This is a genomic window from Janthinobacterium sp. FW305-128 (assembly GCF_020858135.1).
In the GTDB taxonomy this organism is placed as follows: Bacteria; Pseudomonadota; Gammaproteobacteria; order Burkholderiales; family Burkholderiaceae_D; genus Janthinobacterium.
Genome location: NZ_JACYMK010000002.1, coordinates 283,671 through 297,803, shown reverse-complemented (window position 1 = coordinate 297,803; position 14,133 = coordinate 283,671). Strand labels below are relative to the sequence as shown.

At 62.3% G+C, this 14,133-nt stretch carries 13 protein-coding genes; 6 read left to right on the top strand and 7 right to left on the bottom strand.

What is annotated here, in order from left to right; all coding sequences use genetic code 11:
* Nucleotides 1-72 precede the first annotated feature (72 nt).
* On the top strand, nucleotides 73-1,572 hold the full coding sequence (locus tag IGS60_RS06150) for a sugar ABC transporter ATP-binding protein (protein WP_230503036.1): 1,500 nt from the start codon (nucleotides 73-75) through the stop codon (nucleotides 1,570-1,572).
* A 24-nt stretch (nucleotides 1,573-1,596) separates the two neighbouring features.
* Nucleotides 1,597-2,607 carry a ribose ABC transporter permease gene (locus IGS60_RS06145; RefSeq protein WP_070218357.1) on the top strand — a complete coding sequence of 337 codons (1,011 nt, stop codon included), beginning with the start codon at nucleotides 1,597-1,599 and terminating at the stop codon, nucleotides 2,605-2,607.
* A 339-nt stretch (nucleotides 2,608-2,946) separates the two neighbouring features.
* Here the strand turns inward: IGS60_RS06145 and IGS60_RS06140 are convergent, their stop codons facing one another.
* The 4 genes from IGS60_RS06140 to IGS60_RS06125 form a co-directional block, all read right to left on the bottom strand.
* Nucleotides 2,947-3,372, bottom strand: coding sequence for a GNAT family N-acetyltransferase (locus IGS60_RS06140; RefSeq protein WP_230503035.1), 426 nt, complete (start codon nucleotides 3,370-3,372; stop codon nucleotides 2,947-2,949).
* A 60-nt stretch (nucleotides 3,373-3,432) separates the two neighbouring features.
* The gene (locus IGS60_RS06135; RefSeq protein WP_230503034.1) at nucleotides 3,433-4,428 is read right to left on the bottom strand and encodes an NADP-dependent oxidoreductase; all 996 of its coding nucleotides are present in this window, start codon (nucleotides 4,426-4,428) and stop codon (nucleotides 3,433-3,435) included.
* 165 nt (nucleotides 4,429-4,593) lie between these two features.
* Nucleotides 4,594-4,896 carry a Dabb family protein gene (locus tag IGS60_RS06130; RefSeq protein WP_121669537.1) on the bottom strand — a complete coding sequence of 101 codons (303 nt, stop codon included), beginning with the start codon at nucleotides 4,894-4,896 and terminating at the stop codon, nucleotides 4,594-4,596.
* A gap of 126 nt (nucleotides 4,897-5,022) precedes the next feature.
* A complete protein-coding gene (locus IGS60_RS06125) occupies nucleotides 5,023-6,201 on the bottom strand; it encodes an acetyl-CoA C-acyltransferase (protein WP_230503033.1) in 1,179 nt (392 codons plus the stop codon).
* A gap of 228 nt (nucleotides 6,202-6,429) precedes the next feature.
* Here IGS60_RS06125 and IGS60_RS06120 point away from each other — a divergent pair, with 228 nt between their 5' ends.
* On the top strand, nucleotides 6,430-8,130 hold the full coding sequence (locus IGS60_RS06120) for an MFS transporter (RefSeq protein WP_230503032.1): 1,701 nt from the start codon (nucleotides 6,430-6,432) through the stop codon (nucleotides 8,128-8,130).
* A 111-nt stretch (nucleotides 8,131-8,241) separates the two neighbouring features.
* On the opposite strand, the gene IGS60_RS06115 is transcribed toward IGS60_RS06120, so the two are convergent.
* Entirely contained in the window at nucleotides 8,242-8,445 is a 204-nt protein-coding gene (locus tag IGS60_RS06115) for a hypothetical protein (protein ID WP_070218363.1), read from the bottom strand.
* Nucleotides 8,446-8,560: 115 nt separating this feature from the next.
* Complete coding sequence (locus tag IGS60_RS06110; protein WP_230503031.1) at nucleotides 8,561-9,514, bottom strand: LysR family transcriptional regulator; 954 nt, start codon at nucleotides 9,512-9,514, stop codon at nucleotides 8,561-8,563.
* Nucleotides 9,515-9,624: 110 nt separating this feature from the next.
* Between IGS60_RS06110 and IGS60_RS06105 the strand changes: the two genes are divergently transcribed.
* The 3 genes from IGS60_RS06105 to IGS60_RS06095 all read left to right on the top strand — a co-directional run bounded on the left by IGS60_RS06105 (nucleotide 9,625) and on the right by IGS60_RS06095 (nucleotide 11,313).
* The gene (locus tag IGS60_RS06105; RefSeq protein ID WP_230503030.1) at nucleotides 9,625-9,864 is read left to right on the top strand and encodes a DUF2798 domain-containing protein; all 240 of its coding nucleotides are present in this window, start codon (nucleotides 9,625-9,627) and stop codon (nucleotides 9,862-9,864) included.
* Between the two features lie 101 nt (nucleotides 9,865-9,965).
* Nucleotides 9,966-10,364 (top strand): VOC family protein, encoded by a 399-nt coding sequence (locus IGS60_RS06100; RefSeq protein WP_070288494.1) that lies wholly within the window; start codon nucleotides 9,966-9,968, stop codon nucleotides 10,362-10,364.
* Nucleotides 10,365-10,464: 100 nt separating this feature from the next.
* A complete protein-coding gene (locus tag IGS60_RS06095) occupies nucleotides 10,465-11,313 on the top strand; it encodes an alpha/beta fold hydrolase (protein WP_230503029.1) in 849 nt (282 codons plus the stop codon).
* 148 nt (nucleotides 11,314-11,461) lie between these two features.
* Here the strand turns inward: IGS60_RS06095 and IGS60_RS06090 are convergent, their stop codons facing one another.
* Nucleotides 11,462-13,549: a 3-hydroxyacyl-CoA dehydrogenase NAD-binding domain-containing protein gene (locus IGS60_RS06090; RefSeq protein ID WP_230503028.1), complete on the bottom strand. Its 2,088-nt coding sequence runs from the start codon at nucleotides 13,547-13,549 to the stop codon at nucleotides 11,462-11,464.
* Nucleotides 13,550-14,133 lie beyond the last annotated feature (584 nt).

Here is a 14,133-nt window from a genome sequence, read left to right as displayed (position 1 = left end):
CTGACCTGAACCACGTGGCGCCGCCGGCCAGTTCGCGGGCGGCGCCAGTTTCACCAGCAAGGAAGGACAGTCATGAGCGACAATATTATTTTTGAAATGCGCGGCATCGAGAAGCGCTTCGGCGCCACGCGCGCGTTGCGCGGCGTGCACCTGACGGTGCGCAGCGGCGAAATCCATGCCGTGATGGGAGAGAATGGCGCCGGCAAGAGCACCCTGATGAAGATCCTCTCGGGCGTGTACACGCCCGATGCGGGTGAAATCCTTCTCGACGGCAAGCCGATCAGGATCCGCAACCCGGGCGAGGCCCGCGCCCTAGGCATCAACCTGATTTACCAGGAACTGAGCGTGGCCAAGAACATGACGGTGGCGCAGAACGTCTTCATGGGCAGCGAACCGCAAGGCCCGTTCTGGACCGTCAAGGGCGGCGAAATGCGCGCGCGCACGAACGCCATCCTGGCCGACCTCGGTTCCCGCTTCGACGCGGACACCATGGTATCGACTCTGTCGATCGCCGAGCAGCAGCAGGTGGAAATCGCCCGCGCCCTCGTGCACGAAAGCCGCATCCTGATCATGGACGAGCCCACTGCCGCCCTGTCCGACCGGGAAACAGAACAATTGTTCCGCATCATCGAAGAGCAGCGCGACAAAGGTCTCGCCGTGCTCTACATCAGCCACCGCATGGCCGAGGTGGAACGCCTGGCGCGCCGCATCACGGTGCTGCGCGACGGCGCCTATGTGGGCGAACTGGGCAAGGACGAACTGGATCAAAAGAAAGTCGTGCAAATGATGGTGGGCCGCCCCGCCGACGACTTTTATGCGCACCAGCGCCGCACCACGCGCGGCGCCGAGCGCTTGCGCGTGGAAAGCGTGGGCGGCGGCAAGGTCAAGCCCGCCTCGTTCGCCCTGCATGCGGGCGAAGTGACGGGCCTGGCGGGACTCGTGGGCGCGGGCCGCACGGAACTGGCGCGGCTGATCTTTGGCGCCGACAAGAAGCAATCGGGGCAAGTGTGGCTGGACGGCCAGGAGGTGCACATCCACCGGCCGCTGGCGGCGATACGCCACGGCATCGGCTACCTGCCGGAAGACCGCAAGAGCCTGGGCTTGTTCATGCAGTTGTCGGCCATGGAAAACATGTCGATGAATATCCTGTCCAGGCATGCGACGGCGGGCGTGGTCAACCGTGGCGCCCTGACCCAGCTCACGCGCGAGGCGATTGCCAACCTGAACGTCAAGGTCTCGGGGCCGGACGGCATCGTGGGGGGATTGTCTGGCGGCAACCAGCAGAAAGTCTTGCTGGCGCGCTGGCTGGCCATCGCGCCCAAGGTGCTGATCCTCGACGAACCGACGCGGGGCGTGGACGTGGGCGCGAAGAGCGAAATCTACAAGATCATCCACCAGCTGGCGGACGCGGGCACGGCCGTGCTGTGCATTTCCAGCGAACTGGCCGAGCTGGTCGGCATCTGCGACCGCGTGATGGTGATGTGCGAAGGACGCCTGACGGGCGAAGTGACGGGCGACGATATCACGCAGGAAAACATCCTCGCTTACGCCACCCAGCTGGAAGCGGCATAAGAATAATCATTCAGGAGATAGACCATGACAACGAGTACCACCCGCGGCGCGGCACGCGCCGGCGAACCCTTCAATGCCTCGAACCTGATGCGCCGCCTGGGCATGCTGCCCGTGCTGGTCGTGCTGTACCTGGCCATGTATGGCCTGACCGTGTATTTCTCGGCCGACGGCACGTCCACGTTCATGACCAGCAACAACACCATGAACATCTTCCGCCAGGTGTCGATCAACATCGTGCTGGCCTCGGGCATGACTTTCGTCATCCTGACCAGCGGCATCGATTTATCGGTCGGCTCCGTGCTGGCCGTCTCGGCCGTGGCAGGCATGCTGATGTCCTTGTCTGCCCAGTTCGCCGGCTTTTCGATTCCCGCGTTTCTGATCGTCGGCTTGCTGCTGGGCGCGCTGAACGGCGTGCTGGTCGCCCTCGTCGGCCTGAACCCCTTCGTCGTGACGCTGGGCACCATGACGGCCCTGCGCGGCGCGGCCTATCTGCTGGCCGACGGCACCAGCGTGCTGAACACGGAAATTCCCAGCTTTGAATGGATGGGCAACGGCAGCTTCCTGGCCGTGCCCTGGCTGATCTGGCTGGCCGCCGCCGTCGTCCTGCTGACCTGGTTTATTTTGCGCAAGACCACCCTGGGCCTGCATATCTACGCCGTGGGTGGCAATATCCAGGCGGCCCGTTTGACGGGCATCAAGGTCGGTCTCGTGCTGATGTTTGTCTACACCATCAGCGGCCTGTTCGCGGGCCTGGGCGGCGCCATGTCGGCCAGCCGTCTGTATGCGGCCAACGGCAACTGGGGCACGGGTTATGAGCTGGACGCCATCGCGGCCGTCGTGCTCGGCGGCACGAGCCTGATGGGCGGCGTCGGTTCCGTCTGGGGCACCGTCATCGGCGCCCTGATCATCGGCGTGATGAACAACGGCTTGACGATCCTGGGGCTGTCGTCGTTCTGGCAGTATGTGGCCAAGGGTGTCGTGATCGTGCTGGCCGTGATTCTCGATAAATGGCGCCAGTCGCACGCACAGAACTGATGGTGCTGGTGGTGTCGGGTTACACGCTTCGCGCTAACCCGACCTACCATAGCCGCCACAAGCCGGCGTAGGTCGGATTAGGCCGCAGGCCGTAATCCGACAACACCTGATGGTGCTGGTGGTGTCGGGTTACGCGCTTCGCGCTAACCCGACCTGCCATAGCCGCCACAAGCCGGCGTAGGTCGGATTAGGACCGAAGGGCCGTAATCCGACAACACCTGATGGTGCTGGTGGTGTCGGGTTACGCGCTTCGCGCTAACCCGACCTGCCATAGCCGCCATAGGCCGGCGTAGGTCGGATTAGGCCGCAGGCCGTAATCCGACAACACCGGAAGCACCGTTAAAACGCCAGCCGCATCTCCACATGCGCAATCCCCGCCTCTTCAAATTGTTCCCCCTGCTGCACGAAACCATGGCGCGCATAGAATGGCGCGGCCACGGTTTGCGCGTTCAGCACCACCGCCGCATCGCCGCGTTCGCGCGCCTTGTCCATCAGCATGGTCAAAATGGCGCCGCCCACGCCCGTGCCGCGGCCCGGCTGGCGCACGGCCATGCGGCCGATGTGGCCATCGGGCAATAGCCGGCCCGTGCCGACGGCGTTGCCCGCGTCGTCATAGGCCACGGCATGCAGGCAGACGGCGTCCATGTCGTCGAGTTCGATCTCGGCCGGCACTTTCTGTTCATCGACGAAGACTTCAAAACGGATGGCGGTGGCATCAAGGCCCAGGGTGGCCCAGTCGCCGAGGCGGATGGTGTGCTTGGTCATGGTGTAATGTAGAAAGAAACAGGCCGTTATTGTCGCACGGCCTGCCTTTCGAGAGGGAGATCAGCTGAGCTTGACCAGCTGCTTGCCGAAGTTACGGCCTTTCAACAGGCCAATGAAGGCTTCGGGCGCGCTGGCCAGGCCCTCTGCCACGGATTCGCGGAATTTCAGCTTGCCCGTCGCCACCAGGGTACCCAGCTCCGCCAAGCCTTGCGGCCAGAATTCCGGCTGCTCGGAAACGATGAAACCGCGCATGGTGAGGCGGTTGGTGAGGATGAAGCGCGCATTGTTGAGCGGCGTCGGTTCGCCGTTGTAGCCGGCTATCCAGCCGCACAGGGCCACGCGGCCAAACGCGTTGGTGCGGGCAAGGGCCGCGTCGAATACGGCGCCGCCCACGTTTTCAAAGATGGCGTCGATGCCGTCCGGCGTGGCAGCCGCCAGGTCGGCTTCCAAGTTGCCCGCCTTGTAATCGACGCAGGCATCAAAACCCAGCTCGTCGACGACATACGCGCACTTCTCCGCCCCGCCCGCGATGCCGACGACCCTGCAACCTTTCAGTTTCGCCAGCTGGCCCACGACGCTACCCACGGCGCCGCTGGCGGCCGACACGACCACCGTTTCGCCCGCTTTCGGCGCCATGATCTGGTTCAAGCCATACCATGCCGTCATGCCCGGCATGCCGACGGCGCCCAGGTAGGCCGACGCGGGGATGTGCGTCGTATCGACCTTGCGCAGCATCGTGCCATCCGACACGGCCACTTCCGTCCAGCCCAGGGTCCCCACCACCGTGTCACCCACGGCGAACTTTGGATGCTTCGACTCCAGCACCACGCCCACCGTGCCGCCGATCATGGTTTCATCGAGCGCTTGCGGCGCCGCATAGCTTTTATTCGTGCTCATGCGCCCCCGCATGTAGGGGTCCAAGGACAGATACTGGTTACGCACCAGTAATTCACCATCCTTGATGGCTGGAATTTCTTTGGTTTCCAGACGGAAGTTATCCGGCTGCACTTCTCCCGTGGGACGCGAGGCGAGGACGATGCGTTGGTAGGTGGTCATGAAGGCTCCTGTCAATAAAGTTGATGGCTAACATTGATATTCACGACACCGAACAAAACCGTAGCGAGCGGAAGGGAGAGGTGGCCGAGAAGCGCAACCGTACTGAAGTACGGTGAGCATCGCAGGCCACCTATACCGACGCGCAGTAGGTTTGGTTCGGTGTCACTACACTTCGTAATCCATGCATTGCCGCGCTTCGCGCACGGCGCCAAAAAACGGCTTGATTTTCACGTGCTCGGGATGGTTCTGGTAGGCATCGAGCGCTTCGCGGCTGGCGAATTCGCTGTACAGGACGATGTCGTAGGTCGCTTCCAGGCCCGGCTGGGCCACGGCTGCCTCGAATTTCAGGATGCCGGGGACCAAATCCGAACAGGAATCGAGCAGGGCTTTCAGTTTCAGGGCATTCGTGGCGCGGTCGGCGCCTTCGGCGTGGTCTTTGAGTTTCCAGAAAACGATGTGCTTGAGCATGGTGGCAGCTGCTTGTTTATTAATGAACCATTACTGTACCCGCTATCGGCGCGCCTTGCAGAAAGTGACCGGCAAAAGAAAACGGGCGGCACTCAGGCCGCCCGCAGACTGGCTGTCAAGCAAGCATCACAGCACTTCGAACAGCCCGGCCGCGCCCTGCCCGCCGCCGATGCACATGGTGACGACCACGTATTTGACGCCGCGACGCTTGCCTTCGATCAAAGCGTGACCCGTCAGGCGCGCACCCGACACGCCGTATGGGTGGCCGACGGCAATCGCGCCGCCGTTCACGTTCAGGCGGTCCATGGGGATGCCCAGGGTGTCGGCGCAATACAGCACTTGCACGGCAAACGCTTCGTTGAGTTCCCACAGACCGATGTCGGCCACCGTCAAGCCCGCCTTTTTCAGCAGTTTCGGAATCGCGTAGACGGGGCCAATACCCATTTCATCGGGTTCGCAGCCGGCCACGGCAAAGCCGCGGAAGATGCCCAGCGGCTGCAGGCCTTTCGCTTCGGCCACTTTCGAGTTCATCACGATGGCCATGGACGCGCCGTCGGAAAACTGGCTGGCATTGCCGGCGCTGATGACGCCGCCGGGCATGGCGGGGCGGATCTTCGCCACGCCGTCATACGTCGTGTCGGCACGGATGCCTTCGTCGGCGGCAATCGTCACTTCGCGCGACACCAGCATGCCGCTGGCCTTGTCGGCCACGCCCATGATGGTGGTCATCGGCACGATTTCCGCGTCGAACAGGCCGGCCGCCTGGGCGCTTGCTGCGCGCTGCTGGCTTTGCGCACCGTAGGCATCCTGGCGCTCGCGCGAAATCTGGTAGCGCTTGGCCACGGTTTCGGCCGTCTGCAGCATGGGCCAGTAGACTTCCGGCTTGTGCTGCTGCAGCCAGACTTCCCTGTACATATGCGTGTTCATTTCATTTTGCACGCAGGAAATCGACTCCACGCCGCCGGCCGCATAGATATCGCCTTCGCCCGCGATGATGCGTTGCGCCGCCAGGGCGATGGCCTGCAAGCCCGAGGAACAGAAGCGGTTGACGGTCATGCCGGCCGTGGTGACGGGGCAGCCGCCGCGCAAGGCCACCTGGCGCGCGATATTGCCGCCCGTGGCGCCTTCGGGGAAGGCGCAGCCGACCAGCACGTCTTCCACTTCTTCCGCCTCGATGCGCGCGCGCTCGACGGCGGCCGCCAGCACATGGCCGCCCAGGGTGGCGCCATGCGTCATGTTGAACGCGCCCTTCCAGGACTTGGCCAGGCCCGTGCGGGCGGTCGATACGATGACGGCTTCATTCATGCTGTGTCTCCTTGTGGGGATATTATTGGGTGGGGTGTCTGCGGAATGAGAATAGCACATTTAAGTACGGTCGTTCGCAAAGTTGGAATGATCGGTAATTTGTAAGCTTGGTGTAAGTTTCAAGCAAGCATGACGTAAGGTTCGGAGAACACACTCGCCCCAAGCTGTTGCAAGAATGGTCAAAAAGACCTCGGCACCAGTTCACTATAAAACATAGGGAGACAAACCATGGCATCACCATCCGGCTCGGCCGACGTACGGAAAATGTCCACCAAGGGAACGCCGATTACGCCCGAGGAACGCAAGGTCATCTTTGCATCCTCGCTCGGCACCGTTTTTGAATGGTACGATTTTTACCTGTACGGTTCGCTAGCATCGATCATCGCCAAGCAATTCTTTATCGGCGACCCCACCACCACCTTCATTTTCGCGCTGCTGGCCTTTGCCGCCGGCTTCATCGTGCGTCCGTTCGGCGCGCTGGTCTTCGGCCGCCTGGGCGACATGATCGGCCGCAAGTACACTTTCCTGATCACGATTCTGATCATGGGCGGCTCCACCTTCATCGTCGGCTTGCTGCCGGGCCATGCGTCCATCGGCATCGCCGCACCGATCATCCTCGTCATCCTGCGCATCCTGCAAGGCCTGGCGCTGGGTGGCGAATACGGCGGCGCAGCCACCTATGTGGCCGAGCACGCGCCTGAAGGCAAGCGCGGCGCGTTCACGGCGTGGATACAGACGACGGCAACGCTGGGCTTCTTCCTGTCGCTGATGGTCATCCTGGGTACCCGCCTGGCGACCGGCGAGAAGGATTTCGAGGCATGGGGCTGGCGCATTCCCTTCCTCGTTTCCGTCATCCTGCTCGGTATTTCCGTGTGGATCCGCCTGGCCATGAATGAATCGCCGGCATTTGCCAAGATGAAGGCCGAGGGCAAGACCTCGAAGGCGCCGCTGACGGAAGCGTTCGGCAAGTGGAAAAACCTGAAGATCGTCATCCTGGCCCTGATCGGCCTGACCGCCGGCCAGGCCGTCGTCTGGTACACGGGCCAGTTCTACGCCCTGTTCTTCATGATCCAGACCCTGAAAGTGGACCTGGCCACGGCCAACGTGCTCGTCGCCATCGCCCTGCTGCTGGCGACGCCGTTCTTCCTGTTCTTCGGCAGCCTGTCGGACCGCATCGGCCGCAAGTACATCATCCTCGGCGGCTGCCTGATCGCCGCCCTGACCTACTTCCCGATCTTCAACGGCCTGACCCACTTCGCCAATCCGCAGCTGGAAGCTGCACTGAAGAACTCGCCAGTGGTGGTGGTGGCCGATCCAGCTTCCTGCCACTTCCAGTTCAACATGACCGGTACCAAGAAGTTCCCGTCGTCGTGCGACATCGCCACGGGCTTCCTGTCGAACAGCTCGGTGAACTACACGAAGGAAGACGCGCCAGCGGGCAGCATCGCCAAGGTACGCATCGGTGCGAAGGAATTTACGTCGTTTAACGCCGTCATGACGCCGGACGGCCTGAACTTCGATGCCGACAGCAAGGCCCATGAAGCAGCGCTGAAGAAAGAAATCGGCGCCGGTATCAAGGAAGCGGGCTACCCTGCGAAAGCCGATCCGGACCAGATCAACAAGCCGATGGTCGTCTTGCTGCTGTTCATCCTGGTGCTGTACGTGACCATGGTGTATGGCCCGATCGCCGCCATGCTGGTGGAAATGTTCCCGACGCGTATACGTTACACGTCGATGTCGTTGCCCTACCATATCGGTAACGGCTGGTTCGGCGGCTTGCTGCCGACCACGGCCTTCGCGCTGGTGGCCTTCAAGGGCGATATCTATTACGGCCTGTGGTATCCGATCGTCGTCGCCCTGGCGACTGTCGTGATCGGCACCCTGTTCGTCAAGGAAACCAAGGACAACAATATCTACGCCGACGACTGATCCGATGCAAGCCCCGGCCGCCAGGCCGGGGCCCGCAAAGCAAAACGCCGCTGACTGGTCAGCGGCGTTTGTTTTTTTTAAGCAGCGTATGCGGCGCAGGCGGCGGCAAGCCTATTTTTCGCTCTTGCCCTTTTTCAGCTGGTCGCGCTGCTGAACGTATTCCTGGTAGCTGGTCTGGTTGCGCTTGCGGCAGGCGTTCCGGTCGTCGAAATTATTGAGGCTGTTGCAATACTCGCCGATCTTGTCCCGGTTCGCGTCATACAGTACTTCGCAGCCAGTGATGGCCAGCAAGAAGGGAACGATCAGATATTTCATTGCTACTCTCATGGATAGGGACGGATTGCGCGAAAAAACACCAGATTGCCCGCTGGATAAGCGTGCAGCTTTATCTTAACGCGATCCTGGCGAAAAGTACAAGCGCTCGGTATTACTAAATAGAAAGGATTCCCGGCGTGCCGCGCGCCAGGGCAGCCACCTCTTCGGCACCGGCATCCTCATTCAACAGCGGGTTGGCCGCCGCAAACGCCGCCAGGTGCTCGAGCAGCACGCGCACGCGGGCCGGCAGGTAGCGCCGCTGCGTCCACACGGCATACACGTGGCGCGGCTGCGGCATCCAGTCGGGCAGCACGCGCACGAGCGAACCACGCGCCACCTCGTCGCGGCACTGCAAAAGGGGACACAGCAAGATGCCGATGCCCGCGTCGGCCATTTCCACGGCCAGGCGCATTTCGTTGACGCGCAGGCGCGCCTGCGGCTCGATCAGCATTTCGGCGCCGTCGCCGGGCCGCCGCAAGCGCCAGCTGCGCAACGGTTCGGCCACGATCAGCTCGTGCCGCTCGAGGTCTTGCAAGTCGCGCGGCATGCCGGCGCGCGCCAGGTAGCCGGGCGCGGCCACCATCACCAGCGCGGCGCTGCCCAGGCGGCGCTGCATCAGCGAGGAATCGTCGAGTGCGCCCACGCGGATGGCCAGGTCGGCGCCGCTGCCCACGAGGTCTTGCAGCAGGTTCGACAGTTCCAGCTCCAGGCGGATATCCGGATACTGCTGCATGAAGCTGACCCAGGCCGGCGTCAGCAAGCCGCTGGCGAAGTTGACGGGCGCCAGCACGCGGATGATGCCCGAAACGGCCGACAGGCTGGCGTCGAGCTGCTGCGTCGCCTGCCGCAGCGCGTGCACGAGGGGTCTGCACTGCTCGTAGTATTGCCAGCCTTCCGCCGTCGGCTGCAGGCGGCGCGCGCTGCGGTTCAGCAAACGGTAGCCGAGCTGGCTTTCCAGCTTCTGCAGCCGGCGCGTGACGGTGGCGGCGGGCAAGTCTTCCTTGACGGCCGCCGCATGCAGGCTGCCCGCCTCGACGATGGCGACAAACAGGGCTAGATCATCAAGCATGATTCGTCGAGCATGATTGCATTTTCGGAATTTGAAATTAAAAATATGGCTCTAGTATAGATTGCCGCAAGTTGTTACGCTGCATATCTTCACCATTTTGAAAGTGTCCCATGACCGACGCCCTGCGCCTGCGCTGCGTGTTTGCCTTCCTGATGTCGCTGCTCATGACCCTGCTGATGAGCGCCTGGGTCACCTGGCTCAATATCGGTTTGCAGGCGGACTTCCTGCCCCGCTGGCGCCATGCCTTCTTTGCCGCCTGGCCCGTGGCCTTCTGCGCCGTGATGCTGTTCGCGCCCCGCGTGCAGCTGATGAGCCGCAACATCGTGGCGCGGCTCGCCCGCCACCCTTAACCGGCAGTCAACCAGCAACGGTATCACTCGGTCACTGCCGCCCACGGCCGCCCTGATCCGGGCTATGCTATGGCCGTCCTGTTTTTTACAGCGGAGTGCCCATGCTCGATCACGTATCCCTCACCGTCAGCGACCTGGAACGCGCCGAGCGCTTCTACGACGCCGTCTTTGCCGCGCTCGACGTGCCCAAGGTAGGCAGCGACCATGCCAACGCCTGGATAGGCTACGGCGAGCGCAGCGATGCACAGCACCCCGAGCGCAGCTACTTTTCCGTGCGCCTGGGCCCGCAGCCCGACGACGCGCCGCGCCGCCACTGCTGCTTCAAGGCCCCCTCGCGCGCGGCCGTGGAAGCGTTTTGGCAGGCCGGACTGGCGCATGGCGGCATCGATCTGGGCGCGCCCGGCCTGCGCCACTATCACGCCAGCTATTACGCGGCCTTTCTGTTCGATCCCGACGGCAACCGCATCGAAGCCGTCTGCCACCGCGCCGAGGCCGGCTGACAGGTGGGGAAATCCGGCTCTGTTCGGCATTTCCACTTCGAGACGATTTGCCTATAATGGCTGGCACGCCATACCGGTCCGTGAACAAAGAAGGAGATTCATGCATCATCTATTCGTCGGCCGCCCCGCGCGCACCATGCTCCTCTCCAGCGCCGGCTTGCTGCTGGCAGGCTGTTTTTCCGGCTGCTCTCTGTTTCCATCCGCCCCGGCCACGCCAGGCGTGCCGGCCACCGCGGCCCTGCCCGACGCCAGCATCGCCTACACCCTGAGCGGCCAGGACGGCTTGCCCGTCGTGTTCCAGTCGGCCATGGGCGACGGCAAGGATGTATGGGCCAAGGTCGTGCCGGAAGTCGCCCGGCAGCACCGCGTGCTCGTCTACGACCGTCCCGGCTATGGCGACAGCCAGAAGACCACCACGCCGCGCGATCCCTGCACCATTGCCGCCCAGCAGCGCGCCCTGCTGGCGCAAGCGGGCCTGAAGCCGCCGTATGTGCTGGTCGGCCATGGCTTGGGCGGGCTGTACCAGTACGTGTATGCCAGGCTGTACCCGCAGGACGTGGCCGGTCTGGTCCTCCTCGACCCCACGCACCCGCAGCAGTGGAACCGCCTGCAGACGGACGCGTCCACCTACGCCATGCTCGTGAAGACGCGGCGCAAACTCATGTTCAACAGTACGGAATCGGCCGAATTCGATGCCCAGACGCAATGTCTGCAACACGTCGACATGAACAGCCCGCTGCGCGTGCCCGCCATGCTGCTGGTGCGCGACAAGTTCGGCATCGAGGAAATGGGCTCGTTTGAAAACGTGGTGCGGGCGCAGGAAAAGGATTGGCAGCGCCTGTCCGGCGCGCCGGCCATCGAGCGCATCACGGGCGCCGGCTATTACATCCAGAAAGACAACCCCGTCATCGTCAACGAGGCGGTCAAGATGGTGGCGAAGAAGAAGTAAAACATGCTTGCTGGCGTCCGTGGTGGTGTCGGATTACGCGGCGTGCCGCCGCTAATCCGACCTACGTCTCTACGAGGGCTCAAGAGCCGGGTAGGTCGGATTAGCGCGGCAAAGCCGCGCGTAATCCGACAATATTGTTGGCGTCGGCTTAGCTATTGAAACCCTTGCCTTCGCCCGCCAGCTTCACCAGCAGCGGCGCCGGCGTCCACGCTTCGCCGTGGCGGCCTTTGGCGTAGCCGGCGATCGTATCGAGCACGTTCGGCAAGCCCACCGTGTCCGCGTAGAACATCGGGCCGCCGCGGAACAGCGGGAAGCCGTAGCCCGTCAAATACACCATGTCGATATCCGAGGCGCGCAAGGCGATGCCCTCTTCCAGGATGCGCGCGCCTTCATTGACGAGCGCATACACGAGGCGTTCGACGATTTCCTGGTCGCTGATCTTGCGCCGCGTCACGCCGATGTCGGCGGAATGCTGGACGATCATGGCGTTGACCTGTTCCGACGGATACGCCTTGCGGTCGCCCGCCTTGTAGTCATACCAGCCGGCGCCCGTCTTCTGGCCGTAGCGCCCCAGTTCGCACAGCAGGTCGGCCGTCTTCGAATACGTGACGTCCGGCTTTTCCACGTAGCGGCGCTTGCGGATGGCCCAGCCAATGTCGTTGCCGGCCAGGTCGCCCATGCGGAACGGACCCATGGCAAAGCCGAATTTCTCGACGGCCTTGTCGACCTGCTCCGGCAAGCAGCCTTCTTCCAGAAGGAAACCGGCCTGGCGGCTGTATTGCTCGATCATGCGGTTGCCGATAAAGCCGTCGCACACGCCCGAGACGACGCCCGTCTTCTTCAGCTTTTTCGACAGCGCCAGCGCCGTGGCCAGCACGTCCTTGCCCGTTTCCTTGCCACGCACGATTTCCAGCAGTTTCATGACGTTCGCCGGGCTGAAGAAATGCGTACCGATCACGTCTTGCGGACGCTGGGTGAACGCGGCGATCTTGTCCAGGTCCAGGGTGGACGTGTTCGAGGCAAGGATGGCGCCCGGCTTCATGACGGCGTCAAGCTGCTTGAAGACGGTTTCCTTCACGCCCAGTTCTTCGAACACGGCTTCGATGACGATGTCGGCTTGCGCGATGTCGGCATACGCCAACGTGCCGCTGACCAGCGCGATGCGCTGCTCGGCCTTCTCTTGCGTCAACTTGCCCTTCTTGACCGTGTTTTCATAATTCTTGCGGATCGTGGCCAGGCCTTTGTCCAGCGCTTCCTGCTTCGTTTCCAGCAGCATCACGGGGATGCCCGCGTTGGCGAAGTTCATGGCGATGCCGCCGCCCATGGTGCCGGCGCCCACGATGGCCGCGCTGGCGATCGTGCGCACGGGCGTGTCGGCAGGCACGTCGGGCACCTTGCTGGCGACCCGTTCGGCAAAGAAGGCGTGGCGCAAGGCTTTCGATTCCGGCGACTGCACCAGTTGCATGAACAGTTCGCGCTCGTATTTCAAGCCGTCGTCGAATTTCATCGTCACGGCGGCCGCCACGGCGTCCACGCATTTGAGCGGCGCCGGGAACGGGCCGGACATGGCTTTGACGGTATTGCGCGAAAACTGCAGGAACGCTTCATGGTTCGGGTAATCGACCTTGCGCTCGCGCACTTTCGGCAGCGGGCGCACGTCGGCTATCTTCGTGGCGAAGGCCACGGCGGCGGCCAGCAAGTCGGCGCCGGGGGCGATGACTTCGTCGAACAGGGCCGTGCCGGCCAGTTTTTCGGACGCCACGGGCGTGCCCGAGACGATCATATTGAGGGCCATTTCCAGGCCCAGCACACGCGGCAGGCGCTGCGTGCCGCCCGCGCCCGGCAAGATGCCGAGTTTGACTTCCGGCAAGGCCATCTGCGCGCCGGGCGCGGCCACGCGGTAGTTGCAACCGAGCGCCAGCTCCAGGCCGCCACCCATGCAGACGCTGTGGATCGCTGCCACGATGGGCTTGGTCGACTGTTCGACGACGTTGATCAGAGTGTGCAGGGTCGGTTCCGTGAGCGCCTTGGGCGAATTGAATTCCTTGATATCGGCGCCGCCCGAAAAGGCCTTGCCGGCGCCCGTGATGACGATGGCTTTGACGGTCTCGTCCGCCAGCGCCTGGCGGATGCCGGTCACGGCGGCCGTGCGCGTCGCCAGGCCCAGACCATTGACGGGCGGATTGGCCAGGGTAATGACGGCAACGGCGCCGTTCACTTGATATTCAGCACTCATGTCTCTTCCTTATTGGTTTTGCTCAACGTATGAGGTGGTTGCAAGGGATGAAGCTTTACTATACCGCATAAAAGAACGCTCGTATTATTTTTGTCGTGTGCGCGCGGCCGCCAGCATGCTGCGCCATGGTACAACATCGTTTGCGGATCGATTCTGCTGCCGACAGCAAACTCCGGCAGAAGCTATCAATTGGATATTCATTCAAATAACAAAACCGCAATAATAATAACGTCGTTTTATTATACGAAGGAATGCGTTTGTGATATGCCGGCATGGGGTAATTACGACAATACTTACATTATTTATTCCCTCCCCTTGTTTTTCGCCAGACGCTGGGGAATAATAAAATTATTGATTCAAATCAATACTCTACAATTTATCTCCTATAGGCCAAGCGCAGAAAAAACGTGGGCGGCAGTTCATTGCGCACATTCTCACCGATTATCACCAAATCACGGCCGATGCAATGACATTTTTGCCTTATACGGATAGCAGAAAAATAATAACAGCAGCCTTATCGCCCCCATTCCTCTTCTCATATCGAAGGACATACTATGGACGCAGCCAGCCATGTCAGCCCCACG

Bases quoted from the DNA above. Each gene is read 5' to 3' on its own strand.
- IGS60_RS06150 (WP_230503036.1), top strand. From the start codon at position 73: ATGAGCGACAATATTATTTTTGAAATGCGCGGCATCGAGAAGCGCTTC.
- IGS60_RS06145 (WP_070218357.1), top strand. From the start codon at position 1,597: ATGACAACGAGTACCACCCGCGGCGCGGCACGCGCCGGCGAACCCTTC.
- IGS60_RS06140 (WP_230503035.1), bottom strand. From the start codon at position 3,372: ATGACCAAGCACACCATCCGCCTCGGCGACTGGGCCACCCTGGGCCTT.
- IGS60_RS06135 (WP_230503034.1), bottom strand. From the start codon at position 4,428: ATGACCACCTACCAACGCATCGTCCTCGCCTCGCGTCCCACGGGAGAA.
- IGS60_RS06130 (WP_121669537.1), bottom strand. From the start codon at position 4,896: ATGCTCAAGCACATCGTTTTCTGGAAACTCAAAGACCACGCCGAAGGC.
- IGS60_RS06125 (WP_230503033.1), bottom strand. From the start codon at position 6,201: ATGAATGAAGCCGTCATCGTATCGACCGCCCGCACGGGCCTGGCCAAG.
- IGS60_RS06120 (WP_230503032.1), top strand. From the start codon at position 6,430: ATGGCATCACCATCCGGCTCGGCCGACGTACGGAAAATGTCCACCAAG.
- IGS60_RS06115 (WP_070218363.1), bottom strand. From the start codon at position 8,445: ATGAAATATCTGATCGTTCCCTTCTTGCTGGCCATCACTGGCTGCGAA.
- IGS60_RS06110 (WP_230503031.1), bottom strand. From the start codon at position 9,514: ATGCTTGATGATCTAGCCCTGTTTGTCGCCATCGTCGAGGCGGGCAGC.
- IGS60_RS06105 (WP_230503030.1), top strand. From the start codon at position 9,625: ATGACCGACGCCCTGCGCCTGCGCTGCGTGTTTGCCTTCCTGATGTCG.
- IGS60_RS06100 (WP_070288494.1), top strand. From the start codon at position 9,966: ATGCTCGATCACGTATCCCTCACCGTCAGCGACCTGGAACGCGCCGAG.
- IGS60_RS06095 (WP_230503029.1), top strand. From the start codon at position 10,465: ATGCATCATCTATTCGTCGGCCGCCCCGCGCGCACCATGCTCCTCTCC.
- IGS60_RS06090 (WP_230503028.1), bottom strand. From the start codon at position 13,549: ATGAGTGCTGAATATCAAGTGAACGGCGCCGTTGCCGTCATTACCCTG.